The organism is Oceanobacillus jordanicus (genome assembly GCF_022095695.1).
Taxonomy (GTDB): Bacteria; Bacillota; Bacilli; order Bacillales; family Amphibacillaceae; genus Oceanobacillus_B; species Oceanobacillus_B jordanicus.
Genome location: NZ_JAIFZM010000001.1, coordinates 35,897 through 56,874 on the forward strand (window position 1 = coordinate 35,897; position 20,978 = coordinate 56,874).

At 35.9% G+C, this 20,978-nt stretch carries 19 protein-coding genes; 9 read left to right on the plus strand and 10 right to left on the minus strand.

All coding sequences use genetic code 11. The annotated features are described in order from the left end of the window. Positions 1-1,587, plus strand: coding sequence for an ImmA/IrrE family metallo-endopeptidase (locus K3T81_RS00205; RefSeq protein WP_238017292.1), 1,587 nt, complete (start codon positions 1-3; stop codon positions 1,585-1,587). Positions 1,588-2,039: 452 nt separating this feature from the next. Beyond that, positions 2,040-2,444, plus strand: coding sequence for a phage holin family protein (locus tag K3T81_RS00210; protein WP_238017294.1), 405 nt, complete (start codon positions 2,040-2,042; stop codon positions 2,442-2,444). Positions 2,445-3,024: 580 nt separating this feature from the next. Here the strand turns inward: K3T81_RS00210 and K3T81_RS00215 are convergent. The 3 genes from K3T81_RS00215 to K3T81_RS00225 all read right to left on the minus strand — a co-directional run bounded on the left by K3T81_RS00215 (position 3,025) and on the right by K3T81_RS00225 (position 4,741). Continuing rightward, positions 3,025-3,252 (minus strand): hypothetical protein, encoded by a 228-nt coding sequence (locus tag K3T81_RS00215; protein ID WP_238017297.1) that lies wholly within the window; start codon positions 3,250-3,252, stop codon positions 3,025-3,027. Then, on the minus strand, positions 3,242-4,231 hold the full coding sequence (locus tag K3T81_RS00220; RefSeq protein ID WP_238017300.1) for a DNA/RNA non-specific endonuclease: 990 nt from the start codon (positions 4,229-4,231) through the stop codon (positions 3,242-3,244). Before K3T81_RS00220 ends, K3T81_RS00215 begins: the two co-directional genes overlap by 11 nt. Before the next feature lie 141 nt (positions 4,232-4,372). Continuing rightward, a complete protein-coding gene (locus K3T81_RS00225; RefSeq protein ID WP_238017302.1) occupies positions 4,373-4,741 on the minus strand; it encodes a Swt1 family HEPN domain-containing protein in 369 nt (122 codons plus the stop codon). Positions 4,742-5,030: 289 nt separating this feature from the next. Here K3T81_RS00225 and K3T81_RS00230 point away from each other — a divergent pair, with 289 nt between their 5' ends. The 4 genes from K3T81_RS00230 to K3T81_RS00245 all read left to right on the plus strand — a co-directional run bounded on the left by K3T81_RS00230 (position 5,031) and on the right by K3T81_RS00245 (position 9,480). Next, the gene (locus K3T81_RS00230) at positions 5,031-7,493 is read left to right on the plus strand and encodes an AAA family ATPase (RefSeq protein ID WP_238017304.1); all 2,463 of its coding nucleotides are present in this window, start codon (positions 5,031-5,033) and stop codon (positions 7,491-7,493) included. Then, a complete protein-coding gene (locus tag K3T81_RS00235) occupies positions 7,468-8,535 on the plus strand; it encodes a 5-methylcytosine restriction system specificity protein McrC (protein WP_238017306.1) in 1,068 nt (355 codons plus the stop codon). Before K3T81_RS00230 ends, K3T81_RS00235 begins: the two co-directional genes overlap by 26 nt. An 86-nt stretch (positions 8,536-8,621) precedes the next feature. After that, a complete protein-coding gene (locus tag K3T81_RS00240; RefSeq protein WP_238017959.1) occupies positions 8,622-8,762 on the plus strand; it encodes an LURP-one-related/scramblase family protein in 141 nt (46 codons plus the stop codon). A 214-nt stretch (positions 8,763-8,976) separates the two neighbouring features. Next, positions 8,977-9,480: a hypothetical protein gene (locus K3T81_RS00245; protein WP_238017308.1), complete on the plus strand. Its 504-nt coding sequence runs from the start codon at positions 8,977-8,979 to the stop codon at positions 9,478-9,480. A 245-nt stretch (positions 9,481-9,725) separates the two neighbouring features. Here the strand turns inward: K3T81_RS00245 and K3T81_RS00250 are convergent, their stop codons facing one another. The 3 genes from K3T81_RS00250 to K3T81_RS00260 all read right to left on the minus strand — a co-directional run bounded on the left by K3T81_RS00250 (position 9,726) and on the right by K3T81_RS00260 (position 12,712). Continuing rightward, positions 9,726-10,178 carry a staygreen family protein gene (locus K3T81_RS00250; protein ID WP_238017310.1) on the minus strand — a complete coding sequence of 151 codons (453 nt, stop codon included), beginning with the start codon at positions 10,176-10,178 and terminating at the stop codon, positions 9,726-9,728. Positions 10,179-10,575: 397 nt separating this feature from the next. Next, entirely contained in the window at positions 10,576-11,439 is an 864-nt protein-coding gene (locus K3T81_RS00255) for an RNA polymerase sigma-70 factor (RefSeq protein ID WP_238017312.1), read from the minus strand. Further along, positions 11,426-12,712: a phytoene desaturase family protein gene (locus K3T81_RS00260; protein WP_238017314.1), complete on the minus strand. Its 1,287-nt coding sequence runs from the start codon at positions 12,710-12,712 to the stop codon at positions 11,426-11,428. The genes K3T81_RS00255 and K3T81_RS00260 overlap by 14 nt, the downstream gene beginning before the upstream one ends. A gap of 693 nt (positions 12,713-13,405) precedes the next feature. Here K3T81_RS00260 and K3T81_RS00265 point away from each other — a divergent pair. Continuing rightward, positions 13,406-13,900, plus strand: a complete 495-nt coding sequence (locus tag K3T81_RS00265; RefSeq protein WP_238017317.1) for an LURP-one-related/scramblase family protein — start codon at positions 13,406-13,408, stop codon at positions 13,898-13,900. A gap of 63 nt (positions 13,901-13,963) precedes the next feature. Here the strand turns inward: K3T81_RS00265 and K3T81_RS00270 are convergent, their stop codons facing one another. Then, positions 13,964-15,346 carry a M24 family metallopeptidase gene (locus K3T81_RS00270; protein WP_238017320.1) on the minus strand — a complete coding sequence of 461 codons (1,383 nt, stop codon included), beginning with the start codon at positions 15,344-15,346 and terminating at the stop codon, positions 13,964-13,966. A gap of 13 nt (positions 15,347-15,359) precedes the next feature. Continuing rightward, positions 15,360-16,124 (minus strand): DeoR/GlpR family DNA-binding transcription regulator, encoded by a 765-nt coding sequence (locus tag K3T81_RS00275; protein ID WP_238017323.1) that lies wholly within the window; start codon positions 16,122-16,124, stop codon positions 15,360-15,362. A 385-nt stretch (positions 16,125-16,509) separates the two neighbouring features. On the opposite strand from K3T81_RS00275, the gene K3T81_RS00280 reads away from it, so the two are divergent. Both K3T81_RS00280 and K3T81_RS00285 read left to right on the plus strand, forming a co-directional pair. Further along, positions 16,510-17,028 (plus strand): TetR/AcrR family transcriptional regulator, encoded by a 519-nt coding sequence (locus K3T81_RS00280; protein WP_238017327.1) that lies wholly within the window; start codon positions 16,510-16,512, stop codon positions 17,026-17,028. A 399-nt stretch (positions 17,029-17,427) separates the two neighbouring features. Beyond that, positions 17,428-18,387 carry an SDR family oxidoreductase gene (locus tag K3T81_RS00285; protein WP_238017330.1) on the plus strand — a complete coding sequence of 320 codons (960 nt, stop codon included), beginning with the start codon at positions 17,428-17,430 and terminating at the stop codon, positions 18,385-18,387. Between the two features lie 116 nt (positions 18,388-18,503). Here the strand turns inward: K3T81_RS00285 and K3T81_RS00290 are convergent, their stop codons facing one another. Both K3T81_RS00290 and K3T81_RS00295 read right to left on the minus strand, forming a co-directional pair. Further along, positions 18,504-19,613: a hypothetical protein gene (locus tag K3T81_RS00290; protein ID WP_238017333.1), complete on the minus strand. Its 1,110-nt coding sequence runs from the start codon at positions 19,611-19,613 to the stop codon at positions 18,504-18,506. Positions 19,614-19,738: 125 nt separating this feature from the next. Further along, positions 19,739-20,941: an MFS transporter gene (locus K3T81_RS00295; RefSeq protein ID WP_238017336.1), complete on the minus strand. Its 1,203-nt coding sequence runs from the start codon at positions 20,939-20,941 to the stop codon at positions 19,739-19,741. Between the last annotated feature and the right edge of the window lie 37 nt (positions 20,942-20,978).

Consider the following 20,978-nt stretch of genomic DNA (forward strand, 5'->3'; position numbering starts at 1 on the left):
ATGAAAAGCAAAATAACAACTAGTGATATTTTTGATATTAATAGAAAATCAGGAGCTTTAATTCTTGGTAAAAACAGACTAGACGATTATGCAACTAAATTTCTAACAAAATATTGCAAAGAGGCGTTGGTTAATCCAATGCCTCTTCCAGTCGATGAGATAATTAATGAAATGGGACTTAAAGTACAAGAAGTTTCCCTATCTAGTAATTTGGACGTTTTTGGTTGCTGTTTGCTACTTGATGCACATGTAGATGTTTATAACCGAGAAACAAGGCAATATACGTCAACTACTTTTAGTGCCGGAACTGTACTGATTGATCCATTATCTGAAGCTGTATATGGAGAAGGTTCGAAAAGAAATACACTAATCCATGAGGCGCTGCATTGGGAAAAGGATAAAAAGTATTTTGAAATCCTTGAAATAAAAAATAAAAGTGTTTCTGAAAAGTTATACCCTATTTTATGTCGTCAATCCGAGACTTTCTTTGAACCTCCTGAAGGAAAGAAAACAAAGGAAAATGAAGTAAGGTGGTTGGAATGGCAGGCACATAGACTAGCACCTAGAGTCCTTATGCCGAAAAACAGCTTTAAAAAGAAGGCACTAGAGTTTATTCAGCGATATAAAGACGCTGGTGAAAATGCTATACTATCGTGTGACGCTTTGATTGAAAGTTTAAGTAGCTTCTTTATAACGTCACGGTTATCAGTAAAATATAGATTGATTGAGGTTGGTCTTAAAGATGCAATTACAAGATTTTCAGATTATGAAGATGTCTATGAAGAAATCAATAGCAATAAAGACTTTGTCAAATTAACTCCAGTAGAAGCGTTAAAGATCATTGACACAGATTTAGTTCTAAAAGAATGGATAAGTGAGGGGCGTTTTGTTTACGCTGATGGGTACCTTGTTCTTGCTGATAGCCAGTATGCAATACAAAAGGACGGAGTGCTTCATTTAACTGCTAAAGCAAAAAAGAATCTTGCTAAATGCGTTATTAATATTCGTGAGCAAAAGTTTACTACATATGAAAATGCTGATAAAGATTTTCTTGGTTATTCGGTACTTAGAAAAGTTGAAGGAATTGACAATAGACTTCTTACATTCCATCCCAAATATCAAGCTTATATAATGTGTGAACCAGAAGAGGCTTACCAAGCATTTTATAAACAGTTAGCTTCATATGATGAACAAGAAGAAATTAAGCTTATGAAGATGTTAGGAGATCCAACTAAATCCCTGTGCGAGTGTTTATGGTTTTTGATGGAAAATAGAAAATGGAACTATCCTGAGCAATTTAACGGAGAGACAGGACTTCACAAAAACTATCATGGTAAAATTAAGAAGAACAACTATAACAACATGACTACTAATGTTTTGATGGCAATTTGTGTAGGCATGGGATTAGGCTCGAGAATAACACAAAGATTATTTGATAAATCGAATAATAAACTAGACTATTATAATAATCCAGACAAAACATATATCCGGATTATGGAGACCATTCCGGGGCTATCTCTCGATGATTTCAATGGCATTTTAGGGCAATTTGGTATCCCAGAATTAGGAAGTGAAATAAAATCATAAAAACTCATTAACTCATTGAGTTGGTTTTGAACCCCGAAAGGGGTTCTTTTTTTTATGGTCAAATTGAAGAAACCTCTGTATATAGGCAGATTGTAGCCAACTCTGTGAATTGGTCGTGAAATTTTAAAACTCTTTATATTTATAAGTGTAAGGTATTAAGTCTTACAAAGTATAAGTGCGTCTATAGCTGGCCAGCAGAAGACGGTGGATACAAAATGAATCGAAGATAGTCAATGACAGGCTATTGGGGAAAATTTCGTCTTGCAAGACGGGAAAAGTAGAATCTAGTGAGATTGGTAGGGTATGAAGAAAAAATACAGTATTGGTAAAAGTTGTTTCACCTATGAAAAATCAAAGATTATCTATTTTTCATCATAACGAACAGCATTTTCAAGTATTTTGCACTTATTTGCAGGTTCGAGAAATATCCAAATAAGGAAAGGATAGTTGGTATGAGTTGCATTTATTTAACTATAACAGAGGGGTTTGAAAAACTCACTGCTGGATACAGAGCATTGGAAAACGATGGGCTTCTTTATACTTTAGTTGCATTAATGGTAATTGACTGCATCACCGAACTTATGATAACAGTTATTGAAAAGAGCCCATCCCAGAATATTGGCTTTAGAGGTGTTTTCAAGAAGGTTCTTATCTTCTGTTTTGTGGGTATTGGCCAAATGGTTGATTTGCATATTATCCAAAATGAAAGTATCATTCGCACAGCTGTTATTTTTTTCTATATCTCAAATGAAGGAATCAGCATTCTTAAGAATGCTGCATTAATTGGATTACCGGTTCCAAAGAAACTAAAAGATATATTGGAACAGTTAAAAGATAACGATAAAAAGGAAAAATGAGATTGAGATTAGGGTTTATCTAGATATGTTACATTATGTGAAGAACTATCCCTCTACTAAAATTATCCGTGCTTATTTTAGGGCGGTCACGGGCTTTGAAACTATTGATATGATGAAACGTTTATGCAGTGACAGAAATAAACCACCGTTAATCTAGAGCTATTTTGTGTGGTTTATTTCTTTAATATATTTAATGGACATTGGCTAGTGCTACTATAGAATTTGTCATTTTATATAATGTCACCTCCGTACATGTGGATTTAGCCTACATGGGGTTTAATATTAAGTACCATAAAATTAAATTTATACTTAACCTTTTAAGTCGTGTTTTTGCTACCTTTAAATTGTTACGGAGAACCGTATCGTAAATGAATAAGGTTTTCCATCCAGTGAGCTAAATAAAACTGAAGGCCATTACTTCTATAGTTAAATAGTTATAATTTCTGTTCCAAAGAAAATAATTAAAATATCCATTAGGGGTGTTTTAAGCGACAAATGATACTAAAAATTTTGGGTTTTATTATTCCAAGACTCGCATTATTTAATTTTAGTGAAGAAAATAAGTAATACAACACTTAATTCAATACGAAATACGAGAATTTACACTCCTTAATCGATTCTTTCGGAATTCATGGTTACAACGCTTTAGGTGATAGCCCTCCAACTCTTCTATCTCCATAACTGTATAATTTTCAATTTCTTCTAGTAATATATTAACTTCAGTTGTTCCTGTATAGACACCCATTTGCAAATTGTTATAAATTTTCCTGCTAGGTAAACGTTCTTTCTCATTTATTTTACTCGCCAACCATCCCATCTCCATCATTATCTCGCATATAGGGGTATAACCAATGATCATCCCTTATCGGCATACTGAAACCTGCGTCTTTCGCTTCTTTAATTGTTACTTGTCCATTACCATTAGTATCGACGCTAGAAACATCACCTTTTTCATCAGAACTAGAGTTATCTGAACTAGAAGTTTCGTTACTTCCTGTTAATCCTAACGACTCATTAACTTCATCGGGATTTAAATTATCGAACGTATCTACAACTGAGTTACCGTTTATATTATACGAATATTGGTACTTTGAAGGTATTTGTGTTTCCGTATCTGAGTAAGAGATAACTGCTTCAAAATTAGTGGCCCCACCTGCGTTACGTATTGTGTCCTCTAAGTACGCTTGGTCACCATGTCGGTTAAGTGTGCTTTCTTGAGGTGTAATATTATAAGCATTTGATACTCCACCTAAAGAGTCAGCAATAACATGACCCTCATCTAATACATCACTTTCGATACCTGGAACTTTTGCCTCGTCAGAGAAGTATCTACCAGACGATAGGACTGGTTCTGTACTGTCATCTTGTAGAATGATTTTTTCAGCAACGACTCTCACTAACTGACCATACTCATTAGTGAATGCCCAGTACTCCCTATCACCATATCCTATATCTACTACAACACTTGATTCTCGGTCTCCGCTTAAATCACCACCATCTACCTCTATTAGTTCGTATCCTGAAAAAAGGTCATCGTTTGTTTTGGTTGGTGTTTCTTCTAATACTGGTTCATCAACAACCTTAGTGGTATCTACTTCTTTTTCACTAATTCTATTAGGTGTGTTTCCTTCTTGTGAATCTGTTTGATTATCCTTTGCAGAATTATCTGTATTTATTTCTTGTGGTTCTATTTCCCCCTCAGTAATGGTTGCATCATTTACCTCGGTACAACCAACCATAAAGATAATTGTTAAGAGTAAAATTATATAGTTCATTTTCTTTTTCATTTTAGGACTCTCCTATAATAGTTTTAATATTGTTCGTTCTAAAATCTCGGAATGTAAATATAGATTACCATTAACCTATTGATAATAGTATCTTCCAAGATTAACTTTTATCTCAGTATCTATTATTTTATATCTTAAGTATTATTGAACTGATATTATCAACCTATGTAAATTACTTAAGATTGTTGCTTCCTGTAAGTCTAGTTTGTGACAATGAGCTATTTTATTTCTTATTGAAGGTAGATGACTTAAATAAGCTTTTTCTTTTGTAGTGAATATATTCTTAAGAGAGGGATAAATATTGAAGAAGTTCAATAACTCATGAAGGTTAGTAGAATCAATGGGTTTTATAAACCTCTTCATATGTTTCATAGGGGCAATACAAAACCAATTTTCTCCATAATCACTAGTAAGTCTATTTTTAATAATATTTCTTAATGTAGTTTCAATTTCGTATAGCTGCTTGTAAGCAGTTACCATTAATTCTGTATCTGAAGCTGTATTGTGCATAAATGAGGCACTCCTAGATATGTTATTCGTTATAATAGTTGTAATGCGAAAAAATGCTGGATAGGATGAATCACCGGGAGGTAATTTAGGGAGTTTAAAGGGAGATGACAAATATTAGTTGAAGGTTTATATGTATTAAATTTAAAATGTTCATACAAATATGTCAACAAAAGTGCCTCAAAGCGAGTAAAATATTTGATATTTTATCTAATTAACAAGGAAAAGTTGGAATTAAGTGAATTTCTTAATATACTTAAAACAAAAGATTTTAACAGGGGGAGTATGATTTATGCCAAAGTGGATCTTCCAAGGGAACCCTAAGCAATTCTCTATAAATGAGGACAAGTATCCTGACCTGCATGATATTAATCAATATGTGAAAGATGGGAAAATTATCGACTGGAGTATTCGTCAAAAGCAACATACGCATGAGGTTAAGACAGGCGATCAGGTGTTTATTTGGCGTTCAGACGGTGGTGATAAAAATACTGGGGGTATTATTGCTTTAACAGAGGTGTACTCAGAGCCTAAGGATAATGGTGGAGCTTATTCACAAGTTGAATTGAAAGTTAAAGAAACGCGGTTGAATGAGTCAGAAGGTATGCTGCTTCGTCATAAGTTAAAGAAACTTCCTGAAACTCGAAACCTATTAATCATGCGGCTAGCGCAGTTAACTAACTACAAAATAACGGATGATGAATTTGCTACATTACTAAGATTCTGGGCGGATCCTGAGTTAGTAGAAAAAAGGGTGGATAAATCATTAATTGAAAGATACTTACTTTATTATAATGATGAGTATGATAATTTTTCTAAGGAATTTGAATACTTGGAAGACAGTTATCGTTATTTTCAAAAATTCAGAGACCCAAAATATATTAAGTCAATGGAATGGGAAGATTTTCAGCAAATAGGTGAACATGTCAATGCATACCGGATGCCACTTGCAAAGGGGCGCGCATTTGGAAAAATGAATGCTTCAATAGAGAAATATCGCGCGTCCTTTCTTAATTTAATTCATGGAAGTGATCCATTAGAGTATCGTATGGAACAATTTTTGAACAATGATCAACATAAATTGTTTGGCATAGGCGCAAGTGCACTTAGTGAAATAATCGGCAATGTTTATCCTGAAGACTACTGTTTTTATAACCAGCGGGATCGAGTAGCGGTTGAAAATGAATTGGAAATTGAACCTGATTATCAGAGAGGCGATACTTTTTCTTCTAAGTTTATAAAGTTTCAAAAAGCAATAAAAGAGCATGATATAGCAGCAACTTACGAAAATGTTGTGGGAAGAAAAACCAATCTGCCAATCTATTATGAAGTCGATCAGTTTTTCAGTTTTATATTTGATAAATTTAAGGATAAACACGCCATTGAGAAAGAAGCACCTAAATACTGGTTGCTTGCTGCAGGTGAGAACGGAAAGTATTGGGATTATTTCAGGGACAATGAACAAATATCTATCGGCTGGAACGAACTAGGTGATTTGAGGAATTATAAAGATAAAAAAGAAATAGCGCAGTCGTTGAAAGAAAAGCATGATTATGATCACCACCCTAGAAATGACGCATTAGCCAATGAGCAGTTTGTCAGAGAAATAAAAGAGGGAGATTATGTCCTTATTAAAGCTGGTACATCTCAATTGGTTGGATTTGGCCAGATAACGTCTCCTTACCAGTATAGTCCAGGAAATGGTGCCCAGCATTCTTTTAGAGATGTCGAATGGATCAGGCATGGTGAATGGGATGTTTCCGACTTGCCTTTTCATCAGAAGACGTTAACAGATGTCACTCCATACGAAGATTTTTTGCAGAAAGTTATGCAGAAAATAGAAATTATTAAAGATCTTGAAGGTGAATATGGTGTAAACGAAAGTAAACCCTATACAACTGAACATATAAAAAGAGACTTGTTTATGGATCTGAAAAAAGTAGAAGATGCAATAGAATCGTTAGACTATAAGAAGAATATTATATTACAAGGGCCTCCAGGAGTCGGTAAAACGTTTGTAGCGAAACGTCTGGCTTATTATCATTTGGGTTCTAAATCTCCTAATAACATTGACATGATCCAGTTTCATCAATCTTATTCTTATGAGGAGTTTATTCGTGGGTTTAAGCCTAATACGGAAGGCCATTTCGTGCTACAGGATGGATTGTTTTATAAATTTTGTCGCAAAGCACAGGAGCAGCCTGAAGAGAATTTTTATTTCATCATTGATGAAATAAACCGCGGCAACTTATCTAAAATATTTGGCGAAGTAATGATGTTGGTTGAAGCGGATAAACGAGGGAAAGAATTTGAAATACAAACCACATACAGCAAAGAAGGAGAACATTTCTATATTCCCGAAAATGTGTATGTAATTGGTACAATGAATACAGCTGACCGTTCACTAGCTATGGTGGATTATGCATTGCGCCGTCGGTTTGCTTTTATTGAGTTAGAGCCTGGGTTTAATACAGAATCATTTAAAGAGTATTTGCAGACGAAAGGTATTAGTCAGGGTTTTATTGATACAATTGATTCACTTATGAAAGAAATAAATACAGAGATTGTGAATGACAAAGTTAATCTGGGTAAAGGGTTTGAAATTGGGCATAGTTATTTTACACCAGACCATGATATTGAAGATGAACAGGGATGGTTTGAACGTGTTCTACGGCTAGAAATTAAACCACTTTTACAAGAATATTGGTTTGATCAGGAGGATAAGGTTCATGAACTCCTCAGCCGATACCAGTAAAATTCCTGTTAAAAATATTTACTATATGTTGGCATATGCGTGGGACCATCCCCACGAAAGTCGCATGATAGACGTGTACGGTGAAGATGAAAAAGATATTATCAATTTACTGAGTAAAATCCTTATCTTAAAGGTGAGATCCTTAATCAAAAGAGGATTTTATAGGGAGTACACCCCAGTGAGAGAAGAGTCAGGGGTTATTCGGGGTAAGGTGCTTTTCAAAGAATCATTTGAAAAATTCTCCTATAAAAAAGGGAAGATGCACATTAAACATGAAGAGTTTACCGATGATATTTTGCATAATCAATTAATTAAAGCAACATTACTTCGATTGAGTATGTATGAGCATTTGGAAAAAGAATATTATGAAGACTTAAAAAGGATGTTGATGTACTTTCGAAGCATTTCAAGAATTGAATTAAAACCCAAGTTCTTTAACCAGGTTACATTACATCGAAATAATCAACATTACCGATTTATATTGAATATTTGTCAATTTATTTCTGAAAATGTGTTATTGCATGAGGGATCAGGAGAATCAGCATTTAATGATTTTTCCCGTGATCATATGAAAATGGCAAGGCTCTTTGAGAATTTTGTAAAAAACTTTTACAGGCGCGAACATCCAGAATCGAATGCCAGAAGTGAAACATTGGATTGGGGAGCAATCGGTGAGAAAAATGAATACTTGCCTCTGATGCATACGGATATCTCCATGATAGTTGAAAATCAAAAATACATTATAGATACAAAGTTCTATCAGCATGGTTTGCTCGAATTTAAGGGCAAGGAAATTATTCGTAGTGGCCATTTATACCAGCTATATGCCTATTTAGAGAATGACAGGAGAAAGCGAAATGGCGATAAAGCGGTTGGAATTTTGTTGTACCCAAGAGTTTACCAATCATTTCATTTTAATTATGAAATACAAGGTTTTCACATGAAAATATGTAGTGTAGATTTAGCTGAAAACTGGAGAGATATTGAGAGAAGGTTGAAGGGCATTTTGAGTAAGGCTGATGCATTAAATATTAACAATTAAAAAGGTCTGGCTCCCAATCCTGTAGTTGGATTTCACCACCCAGGTTTGCCCATCCTAGATGGAACTTTGAAGTATTCGTGGGGAGGGTGAATAAAGAATGGTTCACACGGGGTGATAGCTACAAGGTTCAAGTCCTGAACGAGGAGATGGAGATGGTCATTACGCTCGTAATAGCCATTGATTGTGTGAAAGCTGATAATGGAGAAGCTTCGCCAGCTACTACATAACATCTGATGAAACTGCATTTATTAATGACATAAACAATACAGGCAAAGCTATTTTTTCATGTTGTTCACTTCCTTATGTAAATCTGTAACTTTGTGTAAAAGAAATTTCCATTTTTAAAAGGTACATGCCGTTGATTTTGTTATGCGAAAGTTGAGTCAATTACAAAAGGGACCAAAGAAAATCATATAATAGAGAAGGTAAGGTGAGAAGGTTATGACACCAGGGAATAATTTTAATATGTACACTGAAGAGATTGAATTGATAAGAAGTCAAAATCGTGTTGAATGTGATCTATATTCAATAATTGCTTGTATTATAAGAGAAAGAAAGCAAAGTAATGAGATTTCTTTAAGAGATGTCTCGGCTCGTCGAAAAACCGAATTTTCTTCAGAGTTTATAGGAAGTTCGGGGTTTCCAGACTTTGTGATAAGAGAAAGAATTAAAAGCAATAATGCAGACACTCTAGGAGCGATTGAGGCTAAGTACATAGAAGAAGATTTAGAGCAGCATTTAATACAGGTAGAAGGTCATTTAGAAACATATAAAAAAGTTATCTACACTAATGGTCTAAAATGGAGGTTTTATGAGGGATCTGTAGAAAACCCTGTCTGGGATGTTGAACTTGGAAAAATCAAGGATGGAATAATCAATTGGAATAGTGAGGAGAATTGGAGAAAATTATTGAGTAATTTAGATGATATTAAATGGATTAATTAATGTAGTCTTTATAAGCAATAATATAGTTGAGTTAAACCCCATTTAGATAACAACATCACAAGAAACGTACCACAAGAAAATGAGGTTTCTATAAATGAATAATAGCAGAGTCCTAAAAAGAAGAGGTTCCAATATACTGTACAGTACCCCGAATAGTAGACAACTTAAAAGAGTGGACCTATTCGGGGGTCAATACAAACTTTGACCATCTCCTCTTTTTATTTCCATTGGTAATGAAAACGGAGTTACGTATACTTTACAAAAGTTACCCAATTTTCTATCTTATTAAACTGAGGATAGATTGAAATAAAGTGAACTATTATTGGAGAATTATTCAACTCAGGATGGGAAATAAAAAGTCTCCTATCTCCATATCTGATTGCTTTCAAGGCAAGTGGTAATTCACGTCTAAATATGTCATTTCGTTTTGCTGCAACAGTCTGATTAAATTGTCCATCTACATCTACATCCACATACACATGATATACATAACAACCTCTAGTTTTAGTCCATTCACCAAGTACATCATCTCTCATAGGATTAATTTTATCGCTAGCAAATCTTAATCCAATTGTCAAAAAAAGTTCAGCAGTAATATCCGAATGGGTCAGTGTGTAGCGCCTATGGATTATAGGTTCTGTATAGGTAATTCCTTCTCTAAACTCAACATAAAGCTTATCCGGGTTAAAAATGCTCAAGCAACCACTTCCCAACACTTTTTTCCTAATATTATGATGTTTATTAATCATTTATACTTGTGTACAGTCAAGCAGAAGCGGTTTATCTCCTCTCCGTGTGAAAGCGGGGCTTTATTTATAGAACAGTATTTGAGAATGCCTCTTCAAATTTGCTAACATGTTAAATTCCATCCCAAGTGCTTTGCTGGTGATCCTGCAAGATACTTGGGATTTGGCTTTCAAATCCTATACCAACTAAAATCTATCGAAATACAATTTATTTATTTCGTGTCCTTCCCTTGGGAGTGTTACTAATTTTGTGCAAGTCCGGTTAAATTAAGTAGGAATAATCCAATGAGGTCTTCCTTTCTCTAAAGGCAATACAGCGAGCGGAATTTGGTATCTTCGCTTTAAGGGTCTATAACCACTTACTTAGCTTATCAGGATTCATCGTAATGTAAATCTCGTTAACCGTCTCCTTATAAATATAAAAACTGATGATACTCTGTAATGTGCCGTGCATATAAATCAATATGGCAGGCTGTTTATTGACCTCTCTTACGTGAATAAAGAAATCTGCTGGAGCCTTCTTGTAAATTCCAAATAGAAAGGCGAGTACATTGGAGAAGGATTTGATTGGACGGACAGCTGCGTTAACTTTTCCACCCCCATCGGAGAACAGTGTAACCTTGTCAGAAATTAGCTCCAATAAGACATTGGTATCCTGGATTTGAAAAGCTTCAATAAAACGATTAATAAGTCTCTTATTTTTTTCGTAATCTAAACTCTCCCCTTCTACTACAGCTATCCTTTGCTTAGCTCTACTAAAAATTTTTCTGCAGTTTTCTTCTTTCTTGTCGATGATACACGCTATTTCTGAATACGGGAAAGCAAATACTTCTCTTAAAAGGAGAACTGCTCGTTCATCTGGTTTTAAATGCTCCATCATACGTAGATAAGCAATACTTAAACCTTCTTTTTGTATTAATAATTCTGATGGATCAAGTGCTCTTACATAATCGAACATTAATGGTTCCGGGTTCCAGGGGCCAATATAATTTTCTCGTTTGGAACTAGATTTTAAAAGATCAAGACAGCGGTTAGTCATCATTTTACAAAGATATGCTTTTTTATTATCTATGTTTTCTTCGTTTATTAAGGAAGCTTTTAAAAAGGTTTCCTGTAGCATATCTTCTGTCTCCATTACCGAACCTAGTAACCTATAACCTAATGAAAATAACAGTGGTTTAAATTGCTTATATTCTTGATTACTGATTTGCACTTTCGTCCCTCTTTTCCTTTATGATAAGTTCCTCAGCAGCTTGTTTGCCGCTACTAACTGCTCCTTCCGATAAAATGTAATCAGGAGAAGCCCAATCGCCAGCTACATATAAGTGTGGAATTGTTGATTTAAGACGTAACAGTTTTTTTGCATCTCCTAATTCTGGTAAGCGTTGGTTCACCGTTATATGTGGGAGAAAACGTTTTGTTATCACATATTTCTCCCATCCTGGCTGTAGTTTTTCTAAGAATTGCTCTAGAGAATGTTTATCCAGTGTGCTATCATGATGCTCTTCGGGATGGTGGTATTTAAATACGTGAAGAATGATATTATTTTTATTATCAGAGAGATGAGCATATGTTGAATGAACAGAATAATAGAGTGGATTAGTGAGGTCCATTGCAAAAAGTTTCTCTGGGTTAGGAAGCTGTGATAAAGCAACATCTAATGTTGCTCCTTTTATTGCGGTCATTTTATTGGAAAAGCAGTTACCCTTATCTAGAAACATGCTTTCTAGTTCTTGTGGACCAGCTGTCCAAATCACATTTTTCGCTAAGATTTTTTCGTTATGTGGTGTAACTAATTGAAATGACCCGTCGCTCAGTAGTTCTATTTGTCTAACGGGAGTCTGTGGCTGAACTTGGACTCCTGAGAGGACTGCTTTGTTGTGAAGTTGATCAATGATTGTTTGCCAACCACCATCCAGATAAAGTACACCCTTCAAAGCTATTTTCAAATGGGAGACCATTACTTTTGCATCCATCTTTTCAGGAGTGTGACTATAGGTGGCTAGTCTCCCGAGCGTGTATAGTAATAATTTAACCTTAGGAGAATGAGTGATTTCTCCCGCCCATTGGTGAAAGGTCTTTCCTTCTAGAGGTTCCGTGTTTACACGCACTATTTTTAGCAAAACCGTCATCCATTCAATTCGTTCTTTCCAATTCAAAAGGTTTGTTTTAAACAAATTCAGAGCTGAAAAGGGTGCAGGGAATTCAATATTATTTTCTATCAAGATACCACCTGACTTGGTTGGTTTACCAGGAAGCGTAATACGTAATTCTTCGAGAATAGATCTAGCCTTTCCTTTTTTATAAAGCGCATGTGGACCTAAATTAAAATATTGTTGTTCAATTTTAGTTGTTCTAGCTCTTCCACCTACAAATTTCCCTTTCTCTAAGATTACTACAGATAAGTTCGTTCTTGCTACATAATTTGCTGCAACATAACCTGCTAAGCCCCCACCAACAATAACTACATCGCATTTTTGATTCATAAGATAACCTCCTCAAGATTCTTTCATAATACAAGACGATTAAGCTTAATAAATGTGACAAAAATAACGATATGATGGAGGTTATGTTATTAAATCCACCGCTTCTTGCACTTCTGCACCGTATACTTGGCCAAGGTCGACACCTGGAGTTGTTTTAATATATGAATAAAACCAACGATGTAATTAAAAAGTACAATAGAATCCTAAAAAAGTTTACAGGTTTCTTTTTTATTATTGGCGTCATCTCGTTTTTTACTTTCTAATCAGAGGTGGAGAAATAAAGATAGAGGCAATTTATTTAACAGTATTAATGTTAACTGGATACATCTATTTAAGAAGGTAAATGGAAAATAGTCTAACCCTTTATTCGTGACTTTTTCTGGATATCCAACTTGGAACAGACTCCATCTTATATCAAGTTAACCTACTTGAGAAATGGTTAAAGCTCCCTCATGTCCACCCAGCACAATTGGCACAGAATTCCATGGGAAAGAGGGACAGGACAAGTCTTTATATTTTAATAAGGGCAATCTTTAAATCTCCTTCTAATAAGAAAATATATGATAAAGCAGCAGTTAAGTCTCTTTCTCTTATCAATGTTATGAAACCTTATTGGGGCTGAAATCGTTAAAGAAGGTATATGTTTAGTAACTAGATAGATAAGTATCCCACCAAAGGAAGGGTGTTCTTATTTTGAAACAATTGTATATAAAACAAAAAGTGATGAGTTTTAAAGATAAGTTCACGATAAAGGACGAGCAGGAGAATGATGCTTATTATGTGGAAGGAAGTTTTATGAAAATCCCAAAAACGTTCTCCATCTTGAATACAGTGGGAGCAGAGGTTGCACTTATAACGAAAAAGGTGATGAGCTTTCTGCCGAAATTTTATGTTGAGGTAAACGGCCAAGAGGTATTAACGATTAATAAAGAGTTTTCTTTCTTCAAAGCCCGTTATTCTATTGATGCCGCGGGGATAGAAGTGCATGGTAACTGGTGGGATATGAACTTTGAAGTATTTCAGTATGGGGAAGCCGTAGGGAAAGTGAATAAAGAATGGTTTACATGGGGCGATAGTTATAAGGTTCAAGTATTGAACGAAGAGATGGAGACGATCATAATTGTGCTCGTCATAGCTATTGATTGTGTGAAGGCTGACCAAGCATCATCTCCGCCAGCTACGACATAACTTCTGATTTAGGATTTAAGCCAGGATCTGTATGACACCGTTACAGGCCCTGGCTTAAAAAAGTTATTGTTTTTTACTAAATGCCAATGTTTTATTCAACAGAAGCGGGGTGTAAAAGGCGACTGTATCGCTTAACGGGAGTAATTCTGCGCTAATGTATAGATTTAAAACTTCTCGTAAATAGCGTTTTCGTGTTTGAATTCTATCCCATACCTCTGGATAAGTGTTTTTAATATCTGCTTGCAATGCTTCATCTGCAATGGCAATTGGTTCTTCACATGATGCTCCTGCATAACCTGGAACACTTGGGATAATGTCAATCTGATACATTTGACCACTTTTAACGACAGCTGTTGAATCCTTCGTGAAGGGCGAGGCTAGCCATTCTTCATCACTGGTGAAGTGGCCAGGGTTTAATGACCACCCATAGTCCTTTTTAGGTAATACCTCTTCTATAATCGCATACATATCTTTGCCTTGTTGACCGATTTTGATGGATTCTAACCAAGTCGCATAAGCAGTAAAGTAAGGCTTTGCTAGTCGCTCAAGATAGTCCTTTTGCTCTTCCGGTAATTGCTCGGGATCTTTCACTACATAGCCCGCTCGACTGCTTAATCCACCTTTGTAGCCTACTGTTATGGAAAAGTTATCTTTATAATGGATTGCTTTATCTCTTGGATAGATTATAGCGTTGGTAAATCTAACACCTGCAGCAGTAATGGTCGTTACAGAATTCGGCTGTCCATCCGCCGCTAGTATGGAAGCAATTTCTTTTTCCGTTTTTCCCACTTCAATGTTTTGTAGAGCATGATATAAACGAGACCCAGCTAATGATGCTCCGTATTCATAATGAGCAATTTCATTCGCATTATTAATAGTGCGAAGCCCCTCAAGAGGAGAGAGAAGGGCTGGCGAAAAGTTGAACACTTTTCCTTGTGCCACATACTTTTTCAACTCATTTACAATAAAATAAGGAATGTCAAAAAGGTCGCTATTCTCATAGATAGTGCTCGTAAACATTTTCCAACCAATTAACCCAACTTTGGAGTTTGGAGAAATATCGGCTTCTTTAAAATATTGAGCTAGTTCCTTTTCATTATTCATCGGCTGATTAGGCAGGGAAAAGTAAGGAACATGAATGGCTTCTGCTTTTACCCTGGATTTACTTGCCAACTTTAAATTTTCATTACCTAGCAATAAATAGCTTGTTCCGTTGCTGTGCAAAACAAGACAGGCCTCTTCAAAGCGGGGAATAAACCCTGTGAAATATTCGAAGTTGGCACCATGTTCACGGTCTGCATAGATAATCGCTGTATCCACTTGGTGTTCTCTCATTTTTTCCAAGAAATTTGTGTGGCGTTGGGCTAATGTTTCGTCTGTTAAAATAACGGATTGATTATTATGATGAATTTTCGGTGGTGTTAGCTGTGTTAATTGTATATCCATTTTTATTCTCCTTTTATTCTGCTACTGAGATGATATTGGTCACTTGACTCATATGTTTAAAGCTCTCGTGATCCTTTGGTATGTCGGTTATAATTACATCAAAATCTTTCACAGAGCCTGCCTTATAAAGGTGGGAAATGCCAAACTTTGTCTTATCGGCAACTAGCACTACTTGCTTGGCCTGGTTGATAATCGCCTTTTTTGTAAATGCGTCTATTTCGTCTGGTAATGTTACACCGTGTTCAAGTGTAATCCCTTCCGTACCTACAAACACTAAATCGAACTGAAAGTCTTTTATATAATCAATTGTTTGCACGCCCAAAAAACCTTGAGATAAATCTCTGTACTCTCCCGGAACGCTAAATAGAGAGATTTCTTTATGTTTTGATAAAGTTGAAAGGACCATTAAGGAGTTGCTATAAAAGGTGCAGTTCTCTGCTCTAAATATTTCGTGGGCCACAGCTAAAGTGGTTGTGCCGGTTTCAATAAATATCGAGGAATAGGGTTTTACAAGGCGCTTACAGTATTCTCCGATTAGTTTCTTGCCATGGGCATTTACTTCTCTTTTAATCGTCATCGGATATTCGGATAGATCCGTTTTTTTGTAAACAGCGCCACCATAAACCAACACTATCTCACCATTTTCGGATAATGCTTTCAAATCCCGATTAATGGTCATTAAAGATACGTTGAGTTCCTCGGCTAAGTCTTTAGAGTTAACCTCACCATGTACCTTTACTTTTTCTAAAATAAACACATGTCTTTTTGTTTGATTCAAGCTTTTCCACTCCATAGCATAAATTTCTTTGTCTAATTAACTTCATCTCTCATAACACGAGAATGTGTGAATTAACATTGTTCCTATTTGTCATTTGGGGAAATAATAACATTTGTTAACAAAACGATCAATATTTATGTAACTATTTAACATTTTATAAACGTATATGTTATATAATGTTGATAATTAGGTTTTGGAGTTTGGGGCATTTCTACGAAGTAGTAACTTCAACTTTGAGTCATTACCATTAGCATTCTTAATGGCGAGATCCAGCCGTTTTAGGTGTAAACAGTACAGCTATTAAAATTTTATACTTGAATTAAAGCGTACTGTTTCTTATAATGTAATTGATCAATAAATAACTAATGATAAGCAGGTGTTTGATATGGGGCGGCCAAGTGGGGGAAACCGTAAAGAAGAGATACTTGAAGCGGGATTAGAAGTGTTTGCAAAGAAAGGTTATTATAATACAACTACCGCACATATAGCAGAAAAAGCGGGGATATCGCAGCCATATGTCTTTCGGTTTTATAAAACAAAAGAGGAATTGTTTATTGCCGCGTTAGACCGCGCATTTGAAAGAATTCTCGATACTTTTAAAAATGTAGATGCTAGTGCAGAACAACTTGTTGAGAAAATGATTGACGCTTATGATAAACTTTCTGAACTTCATCCTAATGAAATCGCATTACAGGTTATAGGCATTTCCGTTACAGAAAGCGCAATCCGAAATGCAACGCAGAAAGGACTATCCAATATTCGCAGTTATACCTTAGAAAGATTTAGAGATGCGGGCATAGAAAATGTGGAAAGAGAAGTTACTACATTCTTGGCCCGAGGGATATTGTGCAATATATCTTATTTCTTAGATCTCCCGGAGCTTATAGATACAAAAAATAAATAATGTAGGCTAAGCGAGTTATTTATTTTTTACATATTAGTTATTGATCAATCAATAACTAAAGAATAAGGAGGTGAAAATATGAAGCTAAGTAAAATAGACTTCCTATCAATAGGAATTATTGTGGTATGTATTATAAGTTGGTGGGATTAAGCCTGCTAAAATCAAACATAATCGGGGAGGTGGAATGATGAATAATGAGAAGACGCCTGTTTCATATTTATCTATTGGATTGGGGATTATTGAAGTTGTGATCGTTTTATTCACATTCTGGGATTAATAACAGATGCTATATATGCGAATATTCCCTAGGAATAGGTGAAATAAAAGTCATGACGAATAAGGCATAATTTTTTAATACAGTTATTTATTGATCAATCAATAATAAAAGAGGTGTTTTAAATGAAAAAAGCAGTTGTATTAGGAGCAACTGGTGGAACAGGCCAAGTTATTGTCTCAGAATTATTGAACAGAGGAATAGAAGTCATAGCCTTCGGACGTTCTCAAGAGAAATTGAATGAAATAATGAAGGAACATGATAACCACCCCAAATTAACATATAAACTGGGTGATATATTTGATTATAAAACCATTGTAGAAGCTGCCAAAGATGTAGATGTTATTTTTCAGTGTGCGAATGTCAAATATCAAGAGATGAAATCAAAGCTATTATTACTTGGAGAGAGTGTAATGAAAGCAGCTGATACTTTAGGGAATAAAATTGTTTTTGTAGATGGGATTTACGTGTATGGGCACCAAGTTGCAAAAGGAGATGAAAATCATCCACACCAGCCCCATACGAAAAAAGGTAAACTTAGAGTGGAATTCGAGCAACTGATTTTCAGTTCTAAATGGAAAAGTGCTAAAGCATTAATTGTCAGGCTACCAGATTATTATGGACCCACGTCACAAAATTCCTATTTACAGCCTACCCTAGAAGGGATAGCTGCCAATAAAGCCTCTGTTTTTATTGGGAATCTAAAAACTCCTCGTGAGTATGTCTATTTGCCAGATGCGGCGAAGATGATTGTAAATATAGCGGAAAAAGACGATTCTTATGGAGAGAATTGGAATATACCAGGAGCGGGGTTAATTTCGGGAAAAGATATTATTAAAATAGCTCGTAACGTAACGGGGAGTCAAAAGATAATTATTCCACTTTCTAAAATTGCCATTCGTTTTATTGGGTTATTCGATGTATTTATGAGGGAAGTTGTTGAAATTATGTACCTTACTAAAGAAGGGTTTGTTTTAAGTGGTGAAAAATATGAAAAGCGAATTGGTGCCATTCCAAAAACTCCTTTTAAACAAGGCATGGAAGAGACATTACAGCTGTTGATGTATAAAGAAAATTTGGGTTAACGTAAAAACAAGGGCGGTTATTGCTAGAAGTGATTAAACCGCCCCATGCTTTGTTATCATTTTTGGACATTAATTATGGAATTACATTAACTAATAAGATTAAAACCAAACCATTCCTACTGATAATTAATAATCGCCGGATTAGGATCAAGCTTCAAGACCTCTTCTGGACTCAACACCGGCTCATCTTTGTTATAAAAGATTTTAAATCCTCCATATTGGACTGCTTCGTTTCGCACGAATTTACGATAGAGCGACATTTTGGTGGCAGAATCGCCCCAACCGTCATAGTTCAAGGCAACTTCTACATTTTCAGTTGGTTGAATGGCTTCTTTATTCGTTAATGCTTCATCCATAAACTGGTGGACGAGTACAATTTTATCTGGTAAATCATTTTCCTCCACCATTTCCGTTAAGTAATCCACCGCTTCTTGTACTTCAGCACCGTCTACTTGACCAAGATCGATACCCGGGGTTTCTCCCTCTTTTACATGGAATTCGGTATCAATAGCTAGGTGCACATGAGGCATCTTAAGCCATTTCTCTAGTGATTTAACTTGATTGATGACGGAATCTGTTCCGAGTTGGACATCCAGCATAAGTAACGCATCATTTTCTTCAGCTAGTTTGGCATATTCGTCAATTTTCTCTGGTGGAGTTGGATGGACGTACGTCCCTTCAGTCCCCGGGTCGCGCTGTGCTACGGTAGAAATGAGTTCAATCATTGGCACAGCAGGGCGTGAAGGATCTGCATCTGAATATGCTTGGGTCTGCTCTTTTAATTTCTCCATCAATTCATCTGGTTCCATTTCTCCCAATATCCCCATATTGCTAGAGTTAGGATGTCCGTAATAAGCTACGAGTCTATGATCCTTTAATGGACCATCGGTTTGATCCTCGGCTCCTTTTACCAATGTTTCTCCAACTGGAACCATTCTAGTACGATCCCCTCCGCGAGCTTCTTCACTAGGCATCTTCTCTAGTTCCTCTTCAGATAACGTTTCTTTTAGAGGAGAAGCATCTTTTGATGGTTCCATCGCTTTGTAAGGTTGAGGGGGCTTCTCTTCTTCTGTTTCTTTCTTGTCTTCCTTCTCATCTGAAGCGCCCTCTTCCTGTGCCGGTTCTTCATCACTTTTTTCATTCTCTTGGGTAGTGGTGTTTTCCGAACAAGCGATCAGGAAAAACAGGATAAGCACTCCTGAGAATAGCAAAGCTGATTTTTTCATGTTGTTCACTTCCTTATGTATTAATTTCTACTATCTATTATTCTAGATATATACCCTGTTTTCAATAAAGTTAACAGGGAGATTTAAAAAAATGGAGAGTTCAACTAGCGAACCCTCCAATCTGTTTAGTTTTGTTCTTGTAAAGGACGCTCTACTACAAAACTCTCCTTTGTCTTTTCGCTTCCTTTTGTTTTTCTTGTTAAAGAAATGACTGCGCATGCTAGGGAGATGAGGACAATCACGCCACCAAACCAAGCTGTGCTGGAAACATTTCCGGTTTGATTTAGCACAACACCACCAAATGCTGATCCGAGAGAGATCCCGATTTGTAATGCTGAATTATTAAAGCTCTGCTGGATATCCGATGTTGCAGGATCTGTTTGAATCAAATAGCTTTGTTGTGGTGGAGCTAAACTCCAGCTTAATGCTGCCCAAATCATCATAATTGGCAGGAATACAATAAGTGAAAAAGTAGTAAATGGCAGTATGAATAGCACGACAGCAAATGAAATTATCACAGTAATGATGCTTTTTGGAGCTCCGATCGAATCGGAAAGAAAACCTCCGAAGGCGCCGCCGCTTACCGCTGCAATCCCAAATAATAGATAACAAATGCTAAGCCAACTAGAACTTAGATGAAGTTCTGTTTCTAAAAATGGTGTGAAGTACGCATAAAGCGTGTAATGTCCCGCAAGCATAAACATGGTTGCAAGATGTGCGCTACCTAATTTTGCGCTACTCACTGCTTTTAGTTGTTTTGATAGTGGGATCGTTTTTTCGCCAGGGAATCGATCTAAAAAGATGGAAATAAGCACAAAAGAACCGATCGATAACAACGCAATTCCGAGAAAAATTACTCGCCAGCCAAATTGATCGGAAATCAGAATTCCCAGTGGAACGCCCATAACAAGCGATGAACTAATTCCCATGTAAACAAGGCCTAGAGCTTTTGCTCGATGTGCTGGTGAAACCACTTTTGAAGCGATGGTTAACGAAAGTACTACAATGAGTGCTGTACTCATGGCGGTAATGACCCTTGCGACCATCATGAAGGTAAAGTTCGGACTGAAATAGGTCATGATGTTCCCAATAAAGAAAATAGACAAGGATATGAGATATAACTTTTTTCGCTCCATTTTACTCGTTAGAACTAGTAACACAGGACCGGAAACAGCATAAATAAGTGCGAACACCGTGATGAGTTGTCCAGCAGAGCTTAATGAGATGTTTAAATCGTTCGCGATAGTTGGGAGTATTCCACCAACGACTAATTCAACAAGGCCAACCGCTACAGTAGATAATGCGAGTATAAAAACTTTTAAATTCATCTTCTTCTTACTTCCTTTCGAATGAAAAATAATATAA